Origin of the sequence: Candidatus Sulfurimonas baltica, assembly GCF_015265455.1 — a bacterium.
Lineage (GTDB): Bacteria > Campylobacterota > Campylobacteria > Campylobacterales > Sulfurimonadaceae > Sulfurimonas > Sulfurimonas baltica.
The window spans coordinates 557,103-576,552 of record NZ_CP054492.1 but is presented as its reverse complement, the minus strand read 5'-3'; the positions used below and the strand labels follow the sequence as shown (position 1 = coordinate 576,552).

The 19,450-nt window shown below is 32.8% G+C and carries 17 protein-coding genes; 8 read left to right on the top strand and 9 right to left on the bottom strand.

What is annotated here, in order from left to right; genetic code table 11:
• Positions 1–228: 228 nt before the first annotated feature.
• The 6 genes from HUE88_RS02875 to gdhA form a co-directional block, all read right to left on the bottom strand.
• Positions 229–738 (bottom strand): hypothetical protein, encoded by a 510-nt coding sequence (locus HUE88_RS02875; RefSeq protein ID WP_194370872.1) that lies wholly within the window; start codon positions 736–738, stop codon positions 229–231.
• Between the two features lie 17 nt (positions 739–755).
• Positions 756–1,553: a hypothetical protein gene (locus HUE88_RS02870; RefSeq protein WP_194370870.1), complete on the bottom strand. Its 798-nt coding sequence runs from the start codon at positions 1,551–1,553 to the stop codon at positions 756–758.
• Positions 1,554–1,568: 15 nt separating this feature from the next.
• Positions 1,569–2,675, bottom strand: coding sequence for a 4Fe-4S binding protein (locus HUE88_RS02865; RefSeq protein ID WP_194370868.1), 1,107 nt, complete (start codon positions 2,673–2,675; stop codon positions 1,569–1,571).
• Between the two features lie 3 nt (positions 2,676–2,678).
• On the bottom strand, positions 2,679–3,293 hold the full coding sequence (locus tag HUE88_RS02860; RefSeq protein WP_194370866.1) for a TorD/DmsD family molecular chaperone: 615 nt from the start codon (positions 3,291–3,293) through the stop codon (positions 2,679–2,681).
• Between the two features lie 70 nt (positions 3,294–3,363).
• Positions 3,364–4,518, bottom strand: coding sequence for a mechanosensitive ion channel family protein (locus tag HUE88_RS02855; protein ID WP_194370864.1), 1,155 nt, complete (start codon positions 4,516–4,518; stop codon positions 3,364–3,366).
• An 11-nt stretch (positions 4,519–4,529) separates the two neighbouring features.
• Positions 4,530–5,885: an NADP-specific glutamate dehydrogenase gene (gdhA, locus tag HUE88_RS02850; RefSeq protein ID WP_194370862.1), complete on the bottom strand. Its 1,356-nt coding sequence runs from the start codon at positions 5,883–5,885 to the stop codon at positions 4,530–4,532.
• Positions 5,886–6,065: 180 nt separating this feature from the next.
• Between gdhA and HUE88_RS02845 the strand changes: the two genes are divergently transcribed.
• Positions 6,066–6,392 carry a hypothetical protein gene (locus HUE88_RS02845; RefSeq protein ID WP_194370860.1) on the top strand — a complete coding sequence of 109 codons (327 nt, stop codon included), beginning with the start codon at positions 6,066–6,068 and terminating at the stop codon, positions 6,390–6,392.
• A gap of 75 nt (positions 6,393–6,467) precedes the next feature.
• Positions 6,468–8,366: a methyl-accepting chemotaxis protein gene (locus tag HUE88_RS02840; RefSeq protein WP_194370858.1), complete on the top strand. Its 1,899-nt coding sequence runs from the start codon at positions 6,468–6,470 to the stop codon at positions 8,364–8,366.
• Positions 8,367–8,371: 5 nt separating this feature from the next.
• On the opposite strand, the gene HUE88_RS02835 is transcribed toward HUE88_RS02840, so the two are convergent.
• Complete coding sequence (locus HUE88_RS02835) at positions 8,372–8,740, bottom strand: hypothetical protein (protein WP_194370856.1); 369 nt, start codon at positions 8,738–8,740, stop codon at positions 8,372–8,374.
• 65 nt (positions 8,741–8,805) lie between these two features.
• On the opposite strand from HUE88_RS02835, the gene HUE88_RS02830 reads away from it, so the two are divergent.
• Complete coding sequence (locus tag HUE88_RS02830) at positions 8,806–9,198, top strand: rhodanese-like domain-containing protein (protein ID WP_194370855.1); 393 nt, start codon at positions 8,806–8,808, stop codon at positions 9,196–9,198.
• Between the two features lie 108 nt (positions 9,199–9,306).
• Here HUE88_RS02830 and HUE88_RS02825 read toward each other — a convergent pair whose 3' ends face one another.
• The gene (locus HUE88_RS02825) at positions 9,307–12,414 is read right to left on the bottom strand and encodes an efflux RND transporter permease subunit (RefSeq protein ID WP_194370853.1); all 3,108 of its coding nucleotides are present in this window, start codon (positions 12,412–12,414) and stop codon (positions 9,307–9,309) included.
• 10 nt (positions 12,415–12,424) lie between these two features.
• The gene (locus tag HUE88_RS02820; RefSeq protein ID WP_194370851.1) at positions 12,425–12,898 is read right to left on the bottom strand and encodes a hypothetical protein; all 474 of its coding nucleotides are present in this window, start codon (positions 12,896–12,898) and stop codon (positions 12,425–12,427) included.
• A 78-nt stretch (positions 12,899–12,976) separates the two neighbouring features.
• Between HUE88_RS02820 and HUE88_RS02815 the strand changes: the two genes are divergently transcribed.
• The 5 genes from HUE88_RS02815 to istB all read left to right on the top strand — a co-directional run bounded on the left by HUE88_RS02815 (position 12,977) and on the right by istB (position 19,255).
• Positions 12,977–13,687, top strand: coding sequence for a DUF445 domain-containing protein (locus tag HUE88_RS02815; RefSeq protein WP_194370850.1), 711 nt, complete (start codon positions 12,977–12,979; stop codon positions 13,685–13,687).
• A 328-nt stretch (positions 13,688–14,015) separates the two neighbouring features.
• A complete protein-coding gene (locus HUE88_RS02810) occupies positions 14,016–15,269 on the top strand; it encodes an IS5 family transposase (RefSeq protein ID WP_194368150.1) in 1,254 nt (417 codons plus the stop codon).
• Between the two features lie 186 nt (positions 15,270–15,455).
• Entirely contained in the window at positions 15,456–17,270 is a 1,815-nt protein-coding gene (locus HUE88_RS02805; protein ID WP_194370849.1) for a helicase HerA domain-containing protein, read from the top strand.
• An 81-nt stretch (positions 17,271–17,351) separates the two neighbouring features.
• Positions 17,352–18,458, top strand: coding sequence for an IS21 family transposase (gene istA, locus HUE88_RS02800; protein ID WP_194368257.1), 1,107 nt, complete (start codon positions 17,352–17,354; stop codon positions 18,456–18,458).
• Complete coding sequence (gene istB / locus HUE88_RS02795) at positions 18,449–19,255, top strand: IS21-like element helper ATPase IstB (protein ID WP_194368256.1); 807 nt, start codon at positions 18,449–18,451, stop codon at positions 19,253–19,255. Before istA ends, istB begins: the two co-directional genes overlap by 10 nt.
• Positions 19,256–19,450 lie beyond the last annotated feature (195 nt).

The window sequence follows — 19,450 nt, the reverse complement described above, 5'->3', positions numbered from 1 at the left end:
AAGTTTGGAATGACGACACTCTTCGCAATGACGACACTCTTCGCAATGACAACACATCTTCGCAATCACGATACCTACGTCACCCTGAATTTAATTCAGGGTCTAGTTGCCTAAGTATTCAAAAATTTAAAATTAAAAGAGTGATGCATTTGCAAGGGCTGATGAAGGAAGGATACTTAAGTATCTGACGACTGAAGCAACGCAGCAAATGCGTCGCTATTTTGATTTTTAAACAAACATAGGGTCGTCCGTCGCTTCTATCTCCTCAAAGTCTTCTATTATCTGGTTGAACATTCTCATAGTTTTTTTAGCTTTATTTGTGTGTTCGTCAAATATAGATTTTGACGCCGGAAAGGCCTCGCTCAGCTCAGTATATATTAAAATACGGCCATTAATATGTTTATCAATTTCAGCAAAAGCATCTTTAAGATACTGCTGTTTTGTCGTGTGTCTAAACAGAGCTCTAACCATTTTAATACGCTCTTTAATTGGTATAGACTCATCAATAGCCTCAGCAACTCTTTTTATATCAAGCCTAGATAAATATACTCCACTAACGGCAGGGGATAAAAGCTTAGATGTTAGAGCATCAACAAACTGAGGTACTGGTTCATCATCTACTTTGTCACCAGAATCTCTGTCCTCAGGCTCACCACCCTTTGCTGGGTCTGTTATACAACTCTCTTTTACAAACTTATCAAACTCTGCTCTTAAATCACTAAAATCATTTGTATTCATTATTATTTTCCTTTTTTTTAAAATCTCATGTCTGATTTATCATAATCAAGATGTTTTTTTTCTTTAAAATATTCAAAAACAGCCTCACTAAATTCATCACACAACTCATCAAAACCAATATAGCTAGCTTCTAGTTCATGGGCTCTTGTTTTAAGGGCTGAAAACTGCTTTTTTAGTTTCAAATCAATATTTGTTGCACTTAGATTATTAACCATGTTAAAACTTTGGATATCTGAAAAGTCAATAACTGCATCATAACTTGAAAAGTCCACATCCATCCTATCAGCTATCCGGTTGATATCAGCATCAACCACTTTCATATCGGTTGTAAAACTCATCAAGGACTCTAAATCATCGTTAAAATAACTAACTTCAAACTCTTGTGCATTAAAAGCAAAAGCTTTTGCATAGTGATTTATTCCAATAAGCGCAACTTTTTCAGCACCTCTTTTTTTTAAAAACTCTCTTAAGGCTTCTATACTTAAAATATCTCCAATGAGTTTTTCACCATCACGGATTAATATATCACACATGCCGGAGTGCTTTACTATCTCTGAGCTTTCATCCAAAAGTTCGACTACATTAGTGACATACTCAGTTGAAATAAAAGCACCATTTACATGTGACTTTTTCATATTAGAAACTGTAAAATAAAAATCATCTTCTCTGATGTTCATAGGAATCATCATCGCATCTTTACTCTTGGCTTTAAATATTTTGTTTAGTTTTGCGGACACACTGCTCTGCCCTGCAAACTCTCCTATAAAACCGTAAAGCTTTGTATGATGAGAAATCTCATTACCATCGTTCATCATTTTAAATATCCTATATTACATATCATCGGTTATACCCCAAAGTTCGCGAGCCTCTTCATCTTCCGCTTTACATCTGTAGCATAACTTATCTGCCGTGTTTGTACTAAATATAACATTACACTCATTACATCTTCTTACATTAAACTTAATGAGGTTTTGCACAGCAGGTTCAAAAAACTCTTTTACATTATATGAGGGTGAAAGGGTTATAGCATCCGGCTCACATACATCATGACAGATATGGCATTTAATACAAAGAAATGGATCAAAATCTATTTTAGAATTTTTAACATCAGATGTTAAAGCACCGGTTGGACAGACTCTGTAGCACATTTGACATGCAGTACATTTTTCACTATCAAGCAGTTTCATTGATGTGAATGTAATCTCATCTGTTTCAATTATATGAAACTGGGATGGCTTTTCTACTCTTTTTATAGCTGTAAAAAACAGTTTTCTTCTGTCTGGTATTCGTTTTTGTTTTAAAAGGGCTATATCACTCTTTTGCAGAGTATGTTCAACCAATTCATCTGTTGCTTTTTTTATCTCTTTTTCAAATGCATGTTTTGTTTTTGCCACAGCTTTTAAATTTATATTTTTTAAGAAATCTCTTCTGTCGCTTGTTTCACCTTGCTTGGAATCAGCTTTTTCATACTTAACATCTTCAACTCTAATAAACGCCGGATTCTCCATAGCTTCTAAGATATAAGATGCCTCTTCATGGTTTTTTTCTATTTGAGGTTTGCATTTATGAGCTATCTCACAACCATCGCAGTGACCCATGTCAAAAACTATCTCTTTTTTAAGTACCGCCATTGAGATAATATTTTCAATATTTAGAGCTGCTATACATGGAACATTCTTTTTGCAAGATATTAAATTGTCATCATCTTCAATAAATTTAAAGAAAAAATCTGTTGCACTAAAATTATCTAAAGAGAGTGCTTCATTTGGGCAAACCGCGTCACATGCGCCACATGCAACACAAGCAGAAAAATTGATACTTGGCAGTGGATTATCAGCTACAACTATTGCTCCTGTTGGGCATATTGTTTCACATCTATTACACTCACTATCTTTTGATAATGAGCGAACACAAAGACCTGCACTTAGTTGTATCATCTTCTAACTTAACTCTTTTGATAAATATTCATTATCACTTAGTAAAAATTCTAAAGCCATCTCAGCAGCATCATAATAAAGAGGTGTTCGTGCTTCAAACTTCATATTTATCAGGTACAAAGGTGCCCACTGAAGAAGGTGTTTGTTTAAAAATTCTCTCTGAACCTCTTTGAGTTCAAGAACAGCAACACTATCATTTTCTTCCAAAGCTTTTAACTCAGCTTCAACCAAATGATGCATAAACTCCAATTCAACACCAATATGATCTGCCGAAATAGTGCGAGAGACTTCGTAATCAACCATAAAATCATAAGCGCTGTAAATATCTGTAACCGGGTTGGCTCCGCCTGTTTCAATCTTTTGGTCTTCTCTAGTGTAAAAAGTTTCATAAGGAATAAGATGTAAAACAGAGAGATTAACAAAGTCAGGGTTTAAATACTCTTCTAAAAGTTTACTTGCTTGTATCTCTTGAAATGGCTTCCACTCTTTTAATGTTGGGAAAAAATCTAAAATATTTTCGTCATTTTTAATTGTTTTAAGCATTTCAGTATCTAGTTCTTGAAGCAGTACACGAGAAAGCAATGCGTAAATATTTGTTCTGGCTTTTGTATTTTGCATAATTTTAAGTTCTTTATATTGATTTTTTAAGAGTTGATTTTATCAAAAGAATCTGAATATATGGTTAGATTTATTTTTTGCCCAATAAATCTAACCCACTTTCATGATAAAGTGACATCGATGGAAAAGCAAATTCTATTGAATTTTTCTCAAAAATTTCCATTATTTTAAACATAACGTCCTGTTTTACTTCTAGCCATTCAGCCCAAATTACAGTCTTTGAAAATGAGTAAACCAGAATATTTATACTTGAGTCAGAAAATTCATCTAGATATACTAACAGTGTTTTCTTAACGCCTTGTTCATCATCTTTAGAACGAACTATTCTTGGCTTTTTACTCTCATTCAAACTGTGGTCGAACTTTGTGTTTTGCGTTGCAATTCCTGGATGTTTGTCTAACATATTGTAAATATCTGAAAGTGCATTTTTAATATTTTGAGGTTTGGAGTCATACTTGATTCCTAAACTCATTTTTATGCGTCTTCCTAGTGAGCGTTTATTCCAATTTTTTACATCTTTATTTGCTACTACCGCGTTTGGTATAGCTATTAAAGCATTATCAAAAGTTCTAAGTTTTGTAACACGCAAACCAATCTCTACAACTGTTCCCTCTTTGCCATCAACCTCAATCCAATCACCCTGAGAAAACACATCACTAAACAAAATAGAAAGGGTTCCAAAAAAGTTTGCAAGAGAGTCTTTTGATGCTAGTGCTATTGCCAAACCCCCAATACCAAGTCCAGATATAACTGCTGTTAACTCTACGCCAAATAGGCGTAGCATAACTAAAAATCCTATAATCCAAATAAGTACATTTAGAACTCTAATGCCTACATTTATTACTTCATTTTTTATTTTTCTCTGTTGTGCCGCAATCTTTTTAAGCTTAATATCTGCGACTGTATTTACAACTCTATAAACAATAAATGTAACTAAAAATGCATACATGACATTAAAGTATACCCCTAAAGACTCTATAGGTATATAGTCATTATAAACATAAATTGCAAGTTCAACATTAATCAAAATTATCATTATTTCAGATAATTTTCTAATACTTTTCAAAATATCTTCCGATGAACTCTTTAGTGATTTAATTTTAAAAATACTATTTTGAATTAAATCAAAAACAACTTTACGAATAAAATATACCAATAAAAATAGCCCAATAATTATAGCTATTTTCGTAACACTGAGTCCAAGAGGGATTAAATAACTATTCATAAGAATTTCTATTATATTCCCTCAGCAATCATAGCATCAGCAACTCTTTTAAATCCTGCAATATTCGCTCCATCAACGTAGTTACCCTCAACTCCATAATCTTTTGCTGTCAGAGCCACTCTTTTACATATCTGCTGCATTGTCTCTTTTAGTTTATTATCAACTTTTTCAAAAGACCATTTTGACATTGAAGCATTTTGAGCCATCTCAAACTCACTAACTGCAACACCGCCTGCATTAGCTGCTTTTGCCGGTGCAAAGCATATTTTGTGAGCCAAAAAAGCATCTATGGCATCCGGTGTAGATGGCATATTTGCACCCTCTGTTACACTAATACATCCATTTGATATCAGGTTCTGAGCATCTATCTCAGTCAGTTCATTTTGTGTTGCGCAAGGAAATGCTGCATAACATGGTATATCCCAAACAGCATGTCCACCTTTTGGGTACTCAGAAACTGGTATATATTTAGCCTCTGGATGCGCTACAACATATTCCTCTAAAGAGGCTCTTTTTTCTAATTTCAACTCTTTTAGAAGACATAAGTCGACACCTCTAGGGTCGTAAATCGTCCCTTTTGAGTCTGTACATGTAACTGGAATCGCTCCAATCTGTTGAAGCTTTTCAATTGCATGAAGTGCTACATTTCCAGCCCCACTGATTGTACAAATTTTTCCTTCTAGACTCTCTTTACCTTCCATGTCTAACATTGTTTCAGTAAAATAAACTGCCCCATAACCTGTAGCTTCTGGTCTCATAAGTGATCCACCAAACATAAAAGGTTTACCAGTTAGAACACCTTCATAAGATGATGTAATCTTCTTGTATTCGCCAAAAAGGTAACCTATCTCTCTAGCACCAACTCCAATATCTCCGGCTGGAATATCAATTCTTGGTCCTATATATTTATGAAGTTCTGTCATAAAAGCTGAACAAAATTTCATAACTTCAAAATCACTTTTACCTTTAGGGTCAAAATCACTTCCACCCTTACCTCCACCAATAGGTAAACCAGTAAGAGCATTTTTAAGAATTTGTTCAAATCCTAAAAACTTTAAAATTCCCTCATTTACAGTTGGATGGAAACGCAAACCACCTTTGTATGGCCCTAATGAATTATTAAACTGAACTCTGTAACCAGTGTTTACTTGAATATTTTGGTTGTCATCCATCCATACTACTTTAAATTTTATTATCCTATCTGGAACAACAAGTCGCTCTAAAATAGCATGTCTTGTATATCTTTCATCTGACTCTAGTAATGGAGAGATAGAACAGATAACTTCTTCCATCGCTTGATAAAAAACTCTATCTTGCTCACAATCTGCTCTTTCAAATTTTTTAATATCCTCTTCTGCTATTGACATATATTTCCTTCGTATAATAAATTTATAAAAACATTCTACTTTAAAAAAAATATAACTTATGTTAAAATTCTCCAAAAACAAGGATATATCATAACATATACACTAATTCACACAATCCATATTTTTTCAGTATTTATATATGGTGGCTTCTTATTTATTGACATTCTCTTTATATCTAAGATGAAGCAAACTTTAACAAACGAAGAGTATGCCAAAGCCAGAGAAGCTATTATGATAAACGTCAGGAAAGTTGTTCCTTACGCTTTAATGATTGCAGTGGCTAGCGGTTTGTACATGATAACTAAAGTTTTTGGTAAGATTGAAGATAACACAATGACATATTTTCAAATACTGCTTAGTATCAAAGCTTTTCTTGGCTCTTGGCTCGGTATTAGAGGAATTAATCAAAAACTTTTCAATATAAACCCTTGGGTATTCAAGAGTCATTTTTTTCCATTTACGCTTGTTGTCATAGTAATACTTCTTTCTCAACTTATGTATATTTAAATGGCAATTTTAATTAGTTTAATGGAAAATATACTATTTTTAATGTAATATCGTATTTTAAAATAAAGGATTTTTATGTTTAGCAAAACAAGTATTCAAAAACAAATGCTTTACTTTGTAACTCTTGTATCAGTAACTATTTTTGGAGCTACTATTTTTGTTTTTTTTGCTCTGCAGTATGTTGAGATAAAATACGATCATCTTAAAGATGCAACTATGGCTGAAAAACTACTAACCCTTAACATAGAAAAAAACTTAAACTACGTAAGCAGAAAAAACAGAGATATAATGTTAGGTGGTGACTATGCTAAAAATATTTCTAAAATTACTGACACAATTGAGAATATAAGAACTGACTTTGTTGAGCTAGAAAAGCTTATTACTGAAGACAAAACATTGTCTATGACAAGTGAAGCAAAAAAAACAACAATGCTTTTTTTGGATAACTCCATGAAACTGTTAAAATCTTTATCTGTAGATGACATCAACAATAATAAAGATGCTATATATGCCAAATATAAAAACAACTTAACACATTATGCAAATGAATCAAGAGAATCATTTGAAAAGCTTAAAAAACTTAAAACAGCTGAATTAAATAGTGAGTCGATTGAAATTAGCGGCTTAATTACTTTTTTTAAATATTTTGTTTTTGCACTAGGCTCTATTGTTGGCTCAATTGTTTTAATATTATCAACTTTAATTAGAAAATCAATCACAGACGGTATAAAAGATTTCACCTCTTTAATCGGTTATGTAGCAAAAGGCGACTTTTCTCACAAAGCAACGAATACAAATGAAGAAACAGAACTTGGTGTTATGGGCAAGGAAGTAACAAACCTTATAGCTCATACACAAGACTTAATCAATGAGATAAACAGGACAATTACCGATGCATCAAAAGGTAATTTTTCACATAAAATCTCATCGGCTGGAATGGGTGGTGAATTTGTAAAAGCCATTGAGAGTGTTGCGACTAGCATTGAGTTTATGAGGTCCCAATACGAAAGTGCTCAAAGGGATGTTTTTAAATCTAAAATCAGTGTTAAAAGCGTGCAGGTAACCGAATCACTCTCCATAATCACATCTAACCTAAGTGAAAACATCAATGAACTTGAAATTATCACCTCTGCTACTCAAGAGGCTGCAAAATTAGCCAATGGAACACGCAATGATATATCAGAAATAACAAATGAACTTAGCCAGTTAAGCGAGCAGGTAAATATTAACAACCATAGCATTATGGAGATAGCACATCAGACAAATGAAATAACATCGGTGATTGAGCTTATCACAGATATTGCGGACCAGACAAACCTTCTTGCTCTAAATGCAGCTATTGAAGCAGCAAGAGCGGGTGAGCACGGCAGAGGATTTGCTGTTGTAGCTGATGAAGTGCGAAAACTTGCAGAGAGAACACATAAGGCAACCGGGGAGATTTCAGTATCTATAAAATCCCTGCAACAGGATATGAACGACATTCAAACAAGTTCTGACAATATGAAAATCACAGTAGAAGGGTCAACGAAAAAAATCACCGGATTCGAAGAGACTCTTATTGATTTAAGTGAAAGTTCTAAAAAAATTGTTGATTTTTCATATAAAATGGAGAGTAGTATATTTGTAGTACTTGCAAAACTAGATCACATTTTATATAAATCACGTGCTTACAACTCTCTTCTTTCATTAAAAGAAATTTTAACTCCAAGCACATCTCATGAGTGTAGATTTGGCAAATGGTACGACAACAAGGGGAAAAGTAGATTTTCAAATACTTCCTCTTACTCTAAAATAGCAACACCTCACTCGATTGTTCACGATTATGCAAATAAAAATCTAACATATATAAAAGGGGATGCTCAGAAGAATACAATCGCAAATTCCGAGGATATAATAAATAACTTTGAAATGATGGAAAAATCTTCCAATGAGCTATTTACTTTCCTAGATAAAATGCTAGAAGAGTCAAGGTAACTCTCCTACTCCCAATCATCATACTTTGATTCGGAGTGTTTATCTTTTTTATATCTTCTTGCATTCTTGTTTTTTTCAAGCTGATTTGAACTATATAAAATATCAGTTTTGATATCTTCTATATTTTTATCAGATTCCTTATAACTTATAATTTTTTTAACTAACTTCTGCAAATCTTGCAAGTCACCCTTATAGAGTGCGATTTCATCGACTCTTTGCAAAACTTTTAAAGAATTTTCAATCTTCTTAGCATACCCTGCATTTGAAAGCTCCGGAGTATTCATTAAATAAGAGAGTATGCTTTTGTGAAACCTCTCAAGCGCTCTTATATACCGAAGTCTTTGTGCGTTATCTACTGCTTTTTCAGATGCCATTTTTAACCTATTATTTATTTATAGATATAATTATACATTAAATTCAAACTTACACGGAGAAAATATTGAAAAAAACATTCTTGTCACTTTTACTTCTATCGGCATCGCTCTTAGCTACCGTAACAAATGAAAATCCTTCCCAACAGCTTGTTGACTCAAGCATACCTATTGTTGATATCAGAACACCGGGGGAGTGGAAAGAGACAGGGTTGCTCAAGCGCTCTATTCCGATTATGCTTTTTGATGAAAAAGGAAATTATGATCTTAAAGTTTTTTTAGAGAAACTAAACAAAGCGGTTGATACAAAAAAAACTTTTGCTATTATCTGCAGAACAGGGAGCAGAACAAAAGTTTTAGCTGACTTTCTTTCTAGAAAAATGAACTATGATGTTATAAATCTAACAAATGGAATATCTTACGCAAAATATGTGCGCCTTCCAATACTTCCATACAAATAGTTTTATGCGATTTGTATGGAATTTTTTAAATTTCTTTTTTACTTTACCACAAGAGTGATAGTTATTTTAGTAACTATCACTCTTTTTGTATCTCTCCTATGGGGAGCTTTATACCTTATCTTTGTTTAACTCAGTTATTGGATTAATACCATTTACCATAGCATAAAGCGTTGGTAAATAAAGTAAGTTCAAAACTGTCCCCCAAATCAAACCAAAGCCAATTGAGATTGCTATAGGCTGCAAAATCACTGCCTGTCCCGTTGCATAAAATATAAGCGTAAACAAACCTAAAAACGTAGTGATGGTGGTGATTAAGATTGGTCTTAATCTTAATTTTGCACGTTTAAAAAACTGTTCTGAGTTATGTGTTCCATGTAAAAAATCTAACATAATAATACCATCATTTATTACAACACCAGCTAGTCCTAAAATACCTATTATTGACGGCATAGTCAGGTTAATCCCCAAAAGCTTATGACCGAGCAAAGCACCCAATACTGAAAGAGGAATTACACTCATGACCATCAGAGCATATTTTATTTTTGAAAATATCAAGAGAAGAGACAATAGAATTAGAAATACAGCTAACACAATGGCTTTTTTCATATCCTCTTTTAACTGTTTTGATTTCTCTTTTTCACCAAGAAGATTTACCTCCACTCCAGAGTTTGAAATCTCATCCAGAACAGCTTCAAGTTTATTAAGCACCTCTTGGGGTGTGATTTTTCGCTTGTCTATATTGGCAAACATTGTTTTCACTACATTTCCATTTAGTTTATCAATCTTTTCATAGTCTCTTATTTTTAAAATATCTGCTACATCTGTTAATTTGACATATCGCCCATCAGATATCGGTATATCAAAATCTACTAAGGTTTTAACCTTGTCTTTGTCTATATCCTCAGTTTTTATCTCCATAATTCCATTTTTATTAAATGTGGTAGATTGACGTCTCTCTAAAAAATAACCGCTTAATATTTTCGCAATTGATGCTTCGCTAAGTCCCAATCTCTCGCCGTAAGGGTTTATTTTAATCTTGTACTCCATTTTTCCATAGCGGATATTATCACTAAAATTCAAGATGCCTTCTATGTTTGACAACTCTGCTTCTAATCTTTTAATGGCAGCATCTAGGGTTTTATCATCACTTCCAGATAAGTTTATTTGAATATCACTTCTAATTAAACCTGGTTTGCTCTCCATCACCCCTAATTCAACCATATTATACTTCTCTTTATAGGGCATAATAATCTCTTTTGCTCGAGGTGAGAGTTCAAACGTTTTTTTCTCTCTAATCCTCTCGGGATTATTAAAATCAAAAGTAAAATTAAGAACAGGGTTTATGTATCGATTTATAAAGTTTGTTTCAGCCCTGTCATAGAGCTCCATTGTAATGAAAAAAACATTATTATTACGTTCAGTTTCACCTGAAAGGCTTCGTCTAAATCCGCTTGAAGCGGTGATAGACTTTAGAGAGAACTCTTCTGAATGCTCCATCATTTTTGCTTCTATCTCTTTTGCAATCTCAAACGTGTCAGCTATTGGAGTATTAATATCTAATTTTCCAGATATATAGAGGTAGTTACCATCAAAATTTGGGAAAAACTGAAATTTCATTGATTTGGCAGTGAATACTGTTAGTATGGGAATAATTACTAAAAACAGCAGGACAAATGTTTTTTTATAGGTTATAAAAAAATGAAGTGTCTTTGCATAAGAGTTTTGCAGAGGTTTCCAATCAATTAAATTATTGCTTTTTTTCAAAATCTCTTTGGCATGAAGAGGCAAAAAGAAAAAACTCTCTATTAGCGAGCCAACCAATATCATAACAACCACTATTGGAACTAAAATCAAAAACAGTGCAATTTCTCCGGTAAGCATAAACATTGGTAAAAATGCAGCCGCGGTAGTTATAGTAGCAAGAGATACAGGCAACATCATCTCTTTTACACCCAAAAGTACAGCCTCTTTTATCTCCATGTCATCATCAATATGACGTTGAATATTTTCACTTACAACAATAGCATCATCTACAACTATACCAATAACTATCAGTGCTCCAAGTAGTGATACTATGTTTATAGAGTACCCAAGATAATATATAAATAGCAGTCCTATAATAAAAGAGAATGGGATACCTAATGCCACTATAAACGCTATACGAAGATTAATCAAAATATACATTGATAAAAAAACCAAAATTAGACCAAACATTAAGTTTGATATAACAGTATTTAATCGGTCTTCTACCGGTTTGGAGCTATCTTGGTACAGATTAAAAATAACACCGTCATAGCTTACTCTTAACTTTTCAACAAAGCTATACATTTGCTTAGACATCTCTATTGCATTTCCCTGATCACCTTTAGATATAACAAGCGAGAGAGTAGGTATATTATTAAAAGTTGAGAGCGTATTTGTTTGAGGATAGTGTATTTTAACTTCAGCGATATCGCCAAGTTTTATATTTTTATCTCCAATTGCAAGTATAGAGTCCTTCCACTCCTCTACGTTTGCTTTTCCATTTACAGTTGAAACATATACAAATCTACCCCTCTCCTCTATGTTTCCAATTGGGAAGATGTATGAGAGTTGAGAGATAGCGCTTAGCACGCTCGAGTGATTTAACTTGTACGTAGAAATCGCCTGAGAGTCAATTTGAATTAAAACCTCTTCATCAGAGTCGCCCCTAATTGATACATCACTAATATTTTGTATTCTTGAAATTTTTGATTTTACCTCTTGTGCAATAATTGTCAACTCACCTTGAGTATGTTTTTTGGATGAGATTGAAAGCCTAATAAGAGATCTGTGCTTATCTAAAAGTACTGCAATCGGATCAACCATATCAGATGGAAGGTACTGCTTAGATGAGGCGATTGAGTCTTGCACTTTATTGAGTACATTTATTTTATCACTATTTTCATTTAGTGTTAAAATAATTGAGAATGCCCCAGGTATAATAGTAGTCTCTGTTTTATCTATACCGTTAATATTACTAAGTGCATCTTCAATGTCACGAACTGCCATTTTGTCCATGTTTGTAGCACTACTGCCAGCATAACTTCCAGAGACTGATATTTTATCTAGCTCAACAGTTGGAAACATCTCTTTAGGAATATTAATATAAGCATTAACTCCTAAATATAATAAAAAGACTAGCAACATATAGTTTAGACGACTATTGTTAATAAAATACTCTATAATCTTATTCATTTATAAATACCTAGAGAAGTGACTTGATAACGTTACTTACACCTTGGTGCAAATTATAGTTTGCTATTGGAAAGTCTAAATTTTCATCTTCGAGATTAACTGTGTATCTTGCTAAGTAATCACCTAGTTTTTTTAAATCTATATTTTTATATTCTTTACATGTAGCTTTGTCCAGCTTAGTTCTAAGCAGCTCATTTGCTTCATTTGATTTTTGAATTGTAAATGCTAATGTTTTTAAGCTTACGAAATTGCTCCACTCTAAAAAAAGATCTGGAGTAAGCTCAAGCTGAGCTTTACCTTCAGGGTTAAAAAGCATATTTGATTCTCTCAAAGGTATTAAAACACTTAAGATTGCCTCACTAAATGGTATAACTTTATCTCTCCAAAACGGAGACTCATTTCTTGTTATGAGTTCACTACTTAAAGTGTCTAAAATAGTTTGTATTTGTCCACTTTTAAAAAGTTCATAGCTCTCTTTATTCATTGTACTTCTCTTTTAAATTTATTTATTATATTATAGAATCTTTTTAGTATAATTTCGCTTTTACATTGGAGATGCATTTTGAAATTAAACAAAAGTTTTACAACAAACATTATAGCCGCACTATTGGTGGTTTTATCATTTATATTAGAGAGTGAATACAGTTCATATCTATTATATACAGGTCTTTTCGCTCTTTCTGGTGCGCTTACAAATCAATTAGCTATTCATATGTTATTTGAGAGGGTGCCGCTGCTTTATGGTTCAGGAGTAATTCCAGCAAGATTTGAAGCTTTTAAAGAGTCTATAAAAAACCTTATGATGAGTCAATTTTTTACTCAAGAGCAGTTAGATAACTTCTTTAAAAGTGAAGAGAAAAAAATAGAGTTGGCTCCAATCATTGAAGAGACAGACTTTAGCCCTGCATTTGACGCTCTTAGCAAAACAGTTATGGAGTCATCTTTTGGTGGAATGCTTGGCATGTTTGGTGGAGAGAGTGCACTTGAAGGTCTGCGTGAACCATTTTCTTTAAAAATGAAAAGTGCAGTTATTAAAATCGTAAAAAGTGAGGCGTTTAACAATACTCTGCAGAATCATATGCAAAACTCATCTTTAAGCAGTGATATGATTAGCTCTATCGAAGATGTAATAGATGCAAGGTTGGACGAGTTAACTCCTATAATGGTTAAAGAGATGGTTCAAAAACTTATACATGAACATCTCTCATGGCTTGTTGTGTGGGGTGGAGTGTTTGGTGGACTTATTGGATTAGTTAGTTCATTCCTCTTGTAGCCCTATTTATAGGGTTTTAAAAATAAATCTTTAAAATTTTACTACAAAATTTTACTACATTTCGCTCTAAATCTGCACATTTTTGCAAAAATCTGCAAAAAAAAATCAAGTTTTCATAATACAAATATCATTTAAATTTTGACTTCATATGAAGCAAAAGATAAGAATGCTTGCATCTATTTTAAAGAACTTTTAGAACATTGTTTTGTTATGCTATTATGAGACCACTGCACAGTAAATAACCCCAGAACATCAAGGAAAACTCCCTAAAACAAGCACTTTAACAGCACTTTTTGGCTAAAATATCTGCTATAAACAAGGTAGAGACATGGCATTTAAAGATACAAACAACACATTTTCAGATATAGCAATAACATCAAGACTCCATAAGGTAAATTCGTTTCTTAAAGAGTTAGATTCAATAATAAACTTTGAGAAACTAAGACCAATACTAAATAAAAATGGTAGAGGCGGAAAGAATGCTACTGGCTCGCCTGCTTATGACAATGTGTTAATGTTTAGAATACTCCTCGTGCAAAAATACTACAACCTCAGTGATCAATCAATGGAAGATGCACTTTATGTCAATTTATTGTTTATAAGGTTTGTTGGACTTAGTTTAGAAGATACCGTACCAGACGAATCTACAATTTGTAGATTTAGAAACTCACTACTTGCAAATAAACTATATGATAAGCTTTTTAATGCAGTCAACAAACAACTAGAAGATAATAACTTTATCGCCAAAGAGGGTAAATCAGTATTAGTAGATGCTTCTCTTATCAAAAGTGAAAACACTCAAATCAACAATAAAACTAAAGAGCAAAAAAGTGAAGATAAATTAAAAGTAGAAACTGATAATAGCAAACTAGACATTCAAATAAATGAAGAGCTAAAATCAAGAACACCTTCAAAAAAGAAAATAGAAAAATTGTTAAACGCTAAAGAATACAATTCAAAAACAATGAAAAACGCTCAACTGGACACACTTCAAGATATAGATACTAAAGATGTAAAAATTTCTCAAGAGATTATTGAAAATGAGAAAGATAGCTATGAGCATAAGAATAAAATAGATACAGATATAAGAATAGGTTACCAATCCTCAAAAAAACAATATACACAAGGATATAAAACTCATATTGCATCAGATGAAGAGAGCGGAGTGATTCTAAAAACAATGACTACATTTGCTAACACTTCAGATATAGATGTGCTTGAACCATTTATAGAATCAATTCCAAATGTAAAAGCTTGTTATGCCGATAAAGCCTATAAGTCCAAAGAGATAGATGAGCTTCTGCAATCAAAAGATATTGAGAATATGATATGTCTTAAAGAGAAGCAGAAAATGAGCAGTGATGAGAGAAAAATCCAGCGAGAAGATGAGAAACCAAAACACAAGATAAGAGCAAAAGTTGAACATAGATTCGCAGATTTGAAAGTTCAAATGAAAGGACATACTACAAGATTTATAGGTTTGGTTAGAAACAATATGAATTTTACCATCGCTTGTATAGCAGCTAACCTAAGATTATTGGCATATAGACAGATGAACATGAGAAAGAGTGTTAATAGATGAAAGAGATAGAAGTAAATATCTCAAATATCCATAATATTAATGGAATATATTATCAATTTGGAATATACGAAAGTGTATTTTTTTAAATATTTGCAAAATTAGATGCAAATGAACTTCTTGTTGTTATGCAGTGCTCCCATTATACAATAAAATATAATCTACAGTCTTCATAGAACAAGGAAATACATGCATGATAATCAACAACAAATACCAATAGACCTACAGCAACCTTTACAACAATCTTTTAATAATACTTTTAGAACATTATCAGATTATGCAATAGAAAAGAATATGCGACAAACAATAAAACAAGATATGCTGAATGAGTATGACTACATAATTCAAGAGTGCCATTGGTTAATAGATGAAATCTCTAAAAACCAATCAAACTCCTTAACGAAAGACTCTAACAATATTTACTTCATACATAATGGTGAAAATTTTATCAGCAAGATTGAAGATATGAGTAACATTGAGATAGAACTCTTTCATGTTCTTTCAAGAGAAGTAAAAATATACAAAGATACAAATAATTTAGTAGAAAATAAAAGAGATCAACCCCATAAAATTCACTTACCTTTACATATTATAAAATCAAAAATTGAACCTATTTTAGTTTTTGACATATACGATGAAATAAAAAATAGTAGTTATTCTTTTAACCTTTTTACCTATACTCATTATTTAGAACAAAGACTTAACACTCAAATACAAAAAATTACCAAACAGGAACTAGAGAAAATATATCGGTTTAGTTTTGACAGCGTACTACTGAATGAAAAAGAGTATAGTATTGAACTTATCAATAAGTATTTTATAAAACTATTTTTGCATGTATTGACTATAAACGATAATTCTGAATATATTGAAGAATGGCTGACTTACTTTTTTAAAACATTAAGAAGAGTACGAAGCACCTTAGTACTTATTGGTAACAAAGATGTTTCAGAAGAGATTTTTTACAATGGAATTATTCAACAAATTTTTGGATTTGAGCACTGTATAACAATCACAGATGAAATGCTAGAAAGTCAACCAGTTGGTGCTATCCTTCAAAATAAGCTTTTTATACATATTAATCATATTCCAGAAGATAAGAAGCATCAAAAAAAACTGAAAGACTTACTAGAAGGAATTATAGTATATGACAAAAATGGTGTAACTCCTTTTCTATGCCAGGTTATTTTTACCCTAGACCAACCACATCCTTTTTTAAATGATTTCCTTAGCCAGTCAAAAGTGTTTTTTGTAGACTCTATCGAAAATATCAATTGTAAACTAAACCAACCAGATAGAATTTCGCTTGTTAACAACATAGCCAAGAACTTAACAGACTTCTCACAACAATTAGCATCTTTGGATTTATCTAAAGTTAAAAGCTATAGTAATCAATATAACTACCTTGACCTTAGTCAGCAAGATGTATTAAATCAAAGAGCTATTCATCATTCTAATAAAATTAGCCTAAACGACACCGTAAGCTTTAAAGATAAAGACTATAAAACCGATAATGAGCTTTTTAAAAATTGGCTAAAAGACCCTGAGTTAATGGAACTAGCTTTATCTTACAATAGTCAGAATCCAATCCTTGATCCATTTGATGATAGCTTCGAGAAGATAATTCCTACTGAAGAGAGATATAAACACTCATATGTCACTGGAAAAACTGGAAGTGGTAAGAGTGAGCTTCTCAAAACTATGATTTACAGGGACATTCTAAGAGATGATTGTAGTGTTATACTTTTAGATATTCACGGTGATTTGGCTCATAGTGTAACTAGACTTGTCGATAAAGAAAGATTAGTTTTAATCGACCCAATTTTAAAAAAAGACTTATCACCCACTATTAACCTATTTCATACAGATGATAAATCAGAAGAAAATGTAGAGCAAGTTTCACAAATGATTACAACCATTATTAATGAAATCAATGTAGGGGACAGCCCTTCTGGAACTATTGTCATCGGCGGAGTTAAAATAGGCAGTACGGAAAGCTGCTAAAAAGTAGTTTTTACAACCAAAAGCTTAAAGAAACAAATTAATTTTGTTAAAGTCTTTTTTCAAAAATTTGGAAGGAGATGAATGCTTAAAAAAGGTGAAGTAAAAATGATTCATAAAATGCTCAAAGATGGACTTAGTAAAAGTGCCATAGCTCGTAAACTAGGCATTAACAGAGATACAGTTGCTAAATATGCAAAGATGCCTGAAGGCTATGTTCCAGTCATTAAACGAGATGCAGTTGAAACAACAGTTGATCCATACCTTCCAAATATTGCCAGAATGCTAGAAGAGGCACATAAACTAGGTGTTTCTATTCCTTCATCGTCAATTTATCAAGAGATTCAGAAATTAGGCTATAGAGGTTCACTTCGCTGGATGAATGATGTTGTGCTTCGTCATGAGCTCCGCCAAAAAGTAAAAGATGAAGAACCGCTAGTTAGGTTTGAGACAGACCCTGGTAAACAGATGCAAGTTGACTGGGTAGAATTTCCAAAAGAAGGCTTGTCTGCATTTGTGGCAACAATGGGCTATTCTCGAGCGTCATATGTTGAGTATGTATCTGATGAAAAAGTAGAAACCCTAATAAAATGTCATATGAACGCATTTAGTTACTTCGGTGGAGTTCCACAAGAAGGTCTATATGACAACATGAAGACAGTAATTATTAAAAGAAATGCTTATGGATTTGGTAAGCATAAATTTAATGAGCAGTTTCGAGACTTTGCAGAGAAACATTGCGGAATGCAACTTAAAGTTTGTAAGCCATATCGTGCTCAAACTAAGGGCAAGGTTGAGAGATTTAATCACTATTTGAGATACAGTTTTCACAACATGTTTAAAACTAGACTCTCTATGATGGGTTATAAAATGACCTTGGAGAATGCAAATGCGGAAGTTATGGATTGGCTGGATTTCACAGCTAACTCTAGAATACATCAAACAACTATGCATAAGCCATTTGATATGTTGGCAGAAGAGCAATTGCATTTGCTACCTCTACCGAAGCCTTATCACGGTATCCACCCAATAAAAGCTACAGCACAAAGTGTATCAAAAAATAGCCAAACATCCAATAGAATTACCATTCATATTCCAAATCGTGATTTACAAAGCTATGATGAGTTTATCCCTGTTATGGCTTATATGCTTATTCCTGCTTATGCAGTTGGAGGTGCTTTATGGAACTAAATGAGAAGATAGAATATTTGTGTAAAGAGTTGCAACTGCCAATGTTTAACGAGTTTCATCATGAGCTTGGAAACCGTGCAGCAAAAGAAGGTTGGAAATATAGTGAATATCTTTATGAAGTGCTAAAACTCGAAGCAGACAGCAGAGCTACTCGTTCGCGTGCAACGCTCACAAAAATGGCAGGATTTCCAACTATAAAAACACTTGAGCAGTTTGACTTTGATTTCACTGTCGGAGTTAATCGTAGACAGATAGAAGAACTCTCCACTCTTGAGTTCATCAAACGCAAAGAGAACATTATATTACTTGGCCAGTCTGGAGTTGGTAAAACTCACTTAGCAATAGCACTTGCTTATCAAGCTGTTCAAAAACGCATCAAAGCCAGATTTATAACAATCTCTGACCTTATTATGCAGATGAGCAATGCCAAAAAAGAGAAACGCTATGACTCTTTTATCCGTCAGTCTATCATGACACCATCTCTGCTTGTAATAGATGAAATAGGCTACTTTCCAATGAGCAAAGAAGATGCCCATCACTTTTTTCAAGTAATATCCAAACGCTATGAAAGAGGAGCAACAATTGTCACTTCAAATCTTGTGTTTAGCCAATGGAGTGGAATATTTGCAAATGATAAAGTTGTTACTACAGCTATTTTAGACAGACTTTTACACCACTCTCATATTATAAATATACTTGGAGATTCATATCGATTGAAAGAAAAAAAAGAGGAGGGAATGGTAGATTCAGACTTGTATAAGTTTAAAGCCAAAAAATCAATCAAAGGGATAAATTAAACCATCGTCGCTTAAGGTTACAATTCGTAATATTTCTTACGAAAAACTGCCGAATTTAACTCCGCTCTTGACATATAGATGATAAAAATTCATCAGGTATTAATTTACCCATAACTAATTCCTTCTAGCTTGACATGTTAATACAGCTATTGCTAAACCTATCGTTAAACAAACAAGTATAGGCTCTCTATTTAA

Coding starts and splice junctions, on each gene's coding strand:
- HUE88_RS02860 (WP_194370866.1), bottom strand. CDS start 3,293: ATGCAAAATACAAAAGCCAGAACAAATATTTACGCATTGCTTTCTCGT.
- HUE88_RS02875 (WP_194370872.1), bottom strand. CDS start 738: ATGAATACAAATGATTTTAGTGATTTAAGAGCAGAGTTTGATAAGTTT.
- HUE88_RS02820 (WP_194370851.1), bottom strand. CDS start 12,898: ATGAATAAAGAGAGCTATGAACTTTTTAAAAGTGGACAAATACAAACT.
- HUE88_RS02840 (WP_194370858.1), top strand. CDS start 6,468: ATGTTTAGCAAAACAAGTATTCAAAAACAAATGCTTTACTTTGTAACT.
- HUE88_RS02870 (WP_194370870.1), bottom strand. CDS start 1,553: ATGATGAACGATGGTAATGAGATTTCTCATCATACAAAGCTTTACGGT.
- HUE88_RS02810 (WP_194368150.1), top strand. CDS start 14,016: ATGGCATTTAAAGATACAAACAACACATTTTCAGATATAGCAATAACA.
- istA (WP_194368257.1), top strand. CDS start 17,352: ATGCTTAAAAAAGGTGAAGTAAAAATGATTCATAAAATGCTCAAAGAT.
- istB (WP_194368256.1), top strand. CDS start 18,449: ATGGAACTAAATGAGAAGATAGAATATTTGTGTAAAGAGTTGCAACTG.
- HUE88_RS02825 (WP_194370853.1), bottom strand. CDS start 12,414: ATGAATAAGATTATAGAGTATTTTATTAACAATAGTCGTCTAAACTAT.
- gdhA (WP_194370862.1), bottom strand. CDS start 5,885: ATGTCAATAGCAGAAGAGGATATTAAAAAATTTGAAAGAGCAGATTGT.
- HUE88_RS02805 (WP_194370849.1), top strand. CDS start 15,456: ATGCATGATAATCAACAACAAATACCAATAGACCTACAGCAACCTTTA.
- HUE88_RS02845 (WP_194370860.1), top strand. CDS start 6,066: ATGAAGCAAACTTTAACAAACGAAGAGTATGCCAAAGCCAGAGAAGCT.
- HUE88_RS02865 (WP_194370868.1), bottom strand. CDS start 2,675: ATGATACAACTAAGTGCAGGTCTTTGTGTTCGCTCATTATCAAAAGAT.
- HUE88_RS02835 (WP_194370856.1), bottom strand. CDS start 8,740: ATGGCATCTGAAAAAGCAGTAGATAACGCACAAAGACTTCGGTATATA.
- HUE88_RS02855 (WP_194370864.1), bottom strand. CDS start 4,518: ATGAATAGTTATTTAATCCCTCTTGGACTCAGTGTTACGAAAATAGCT.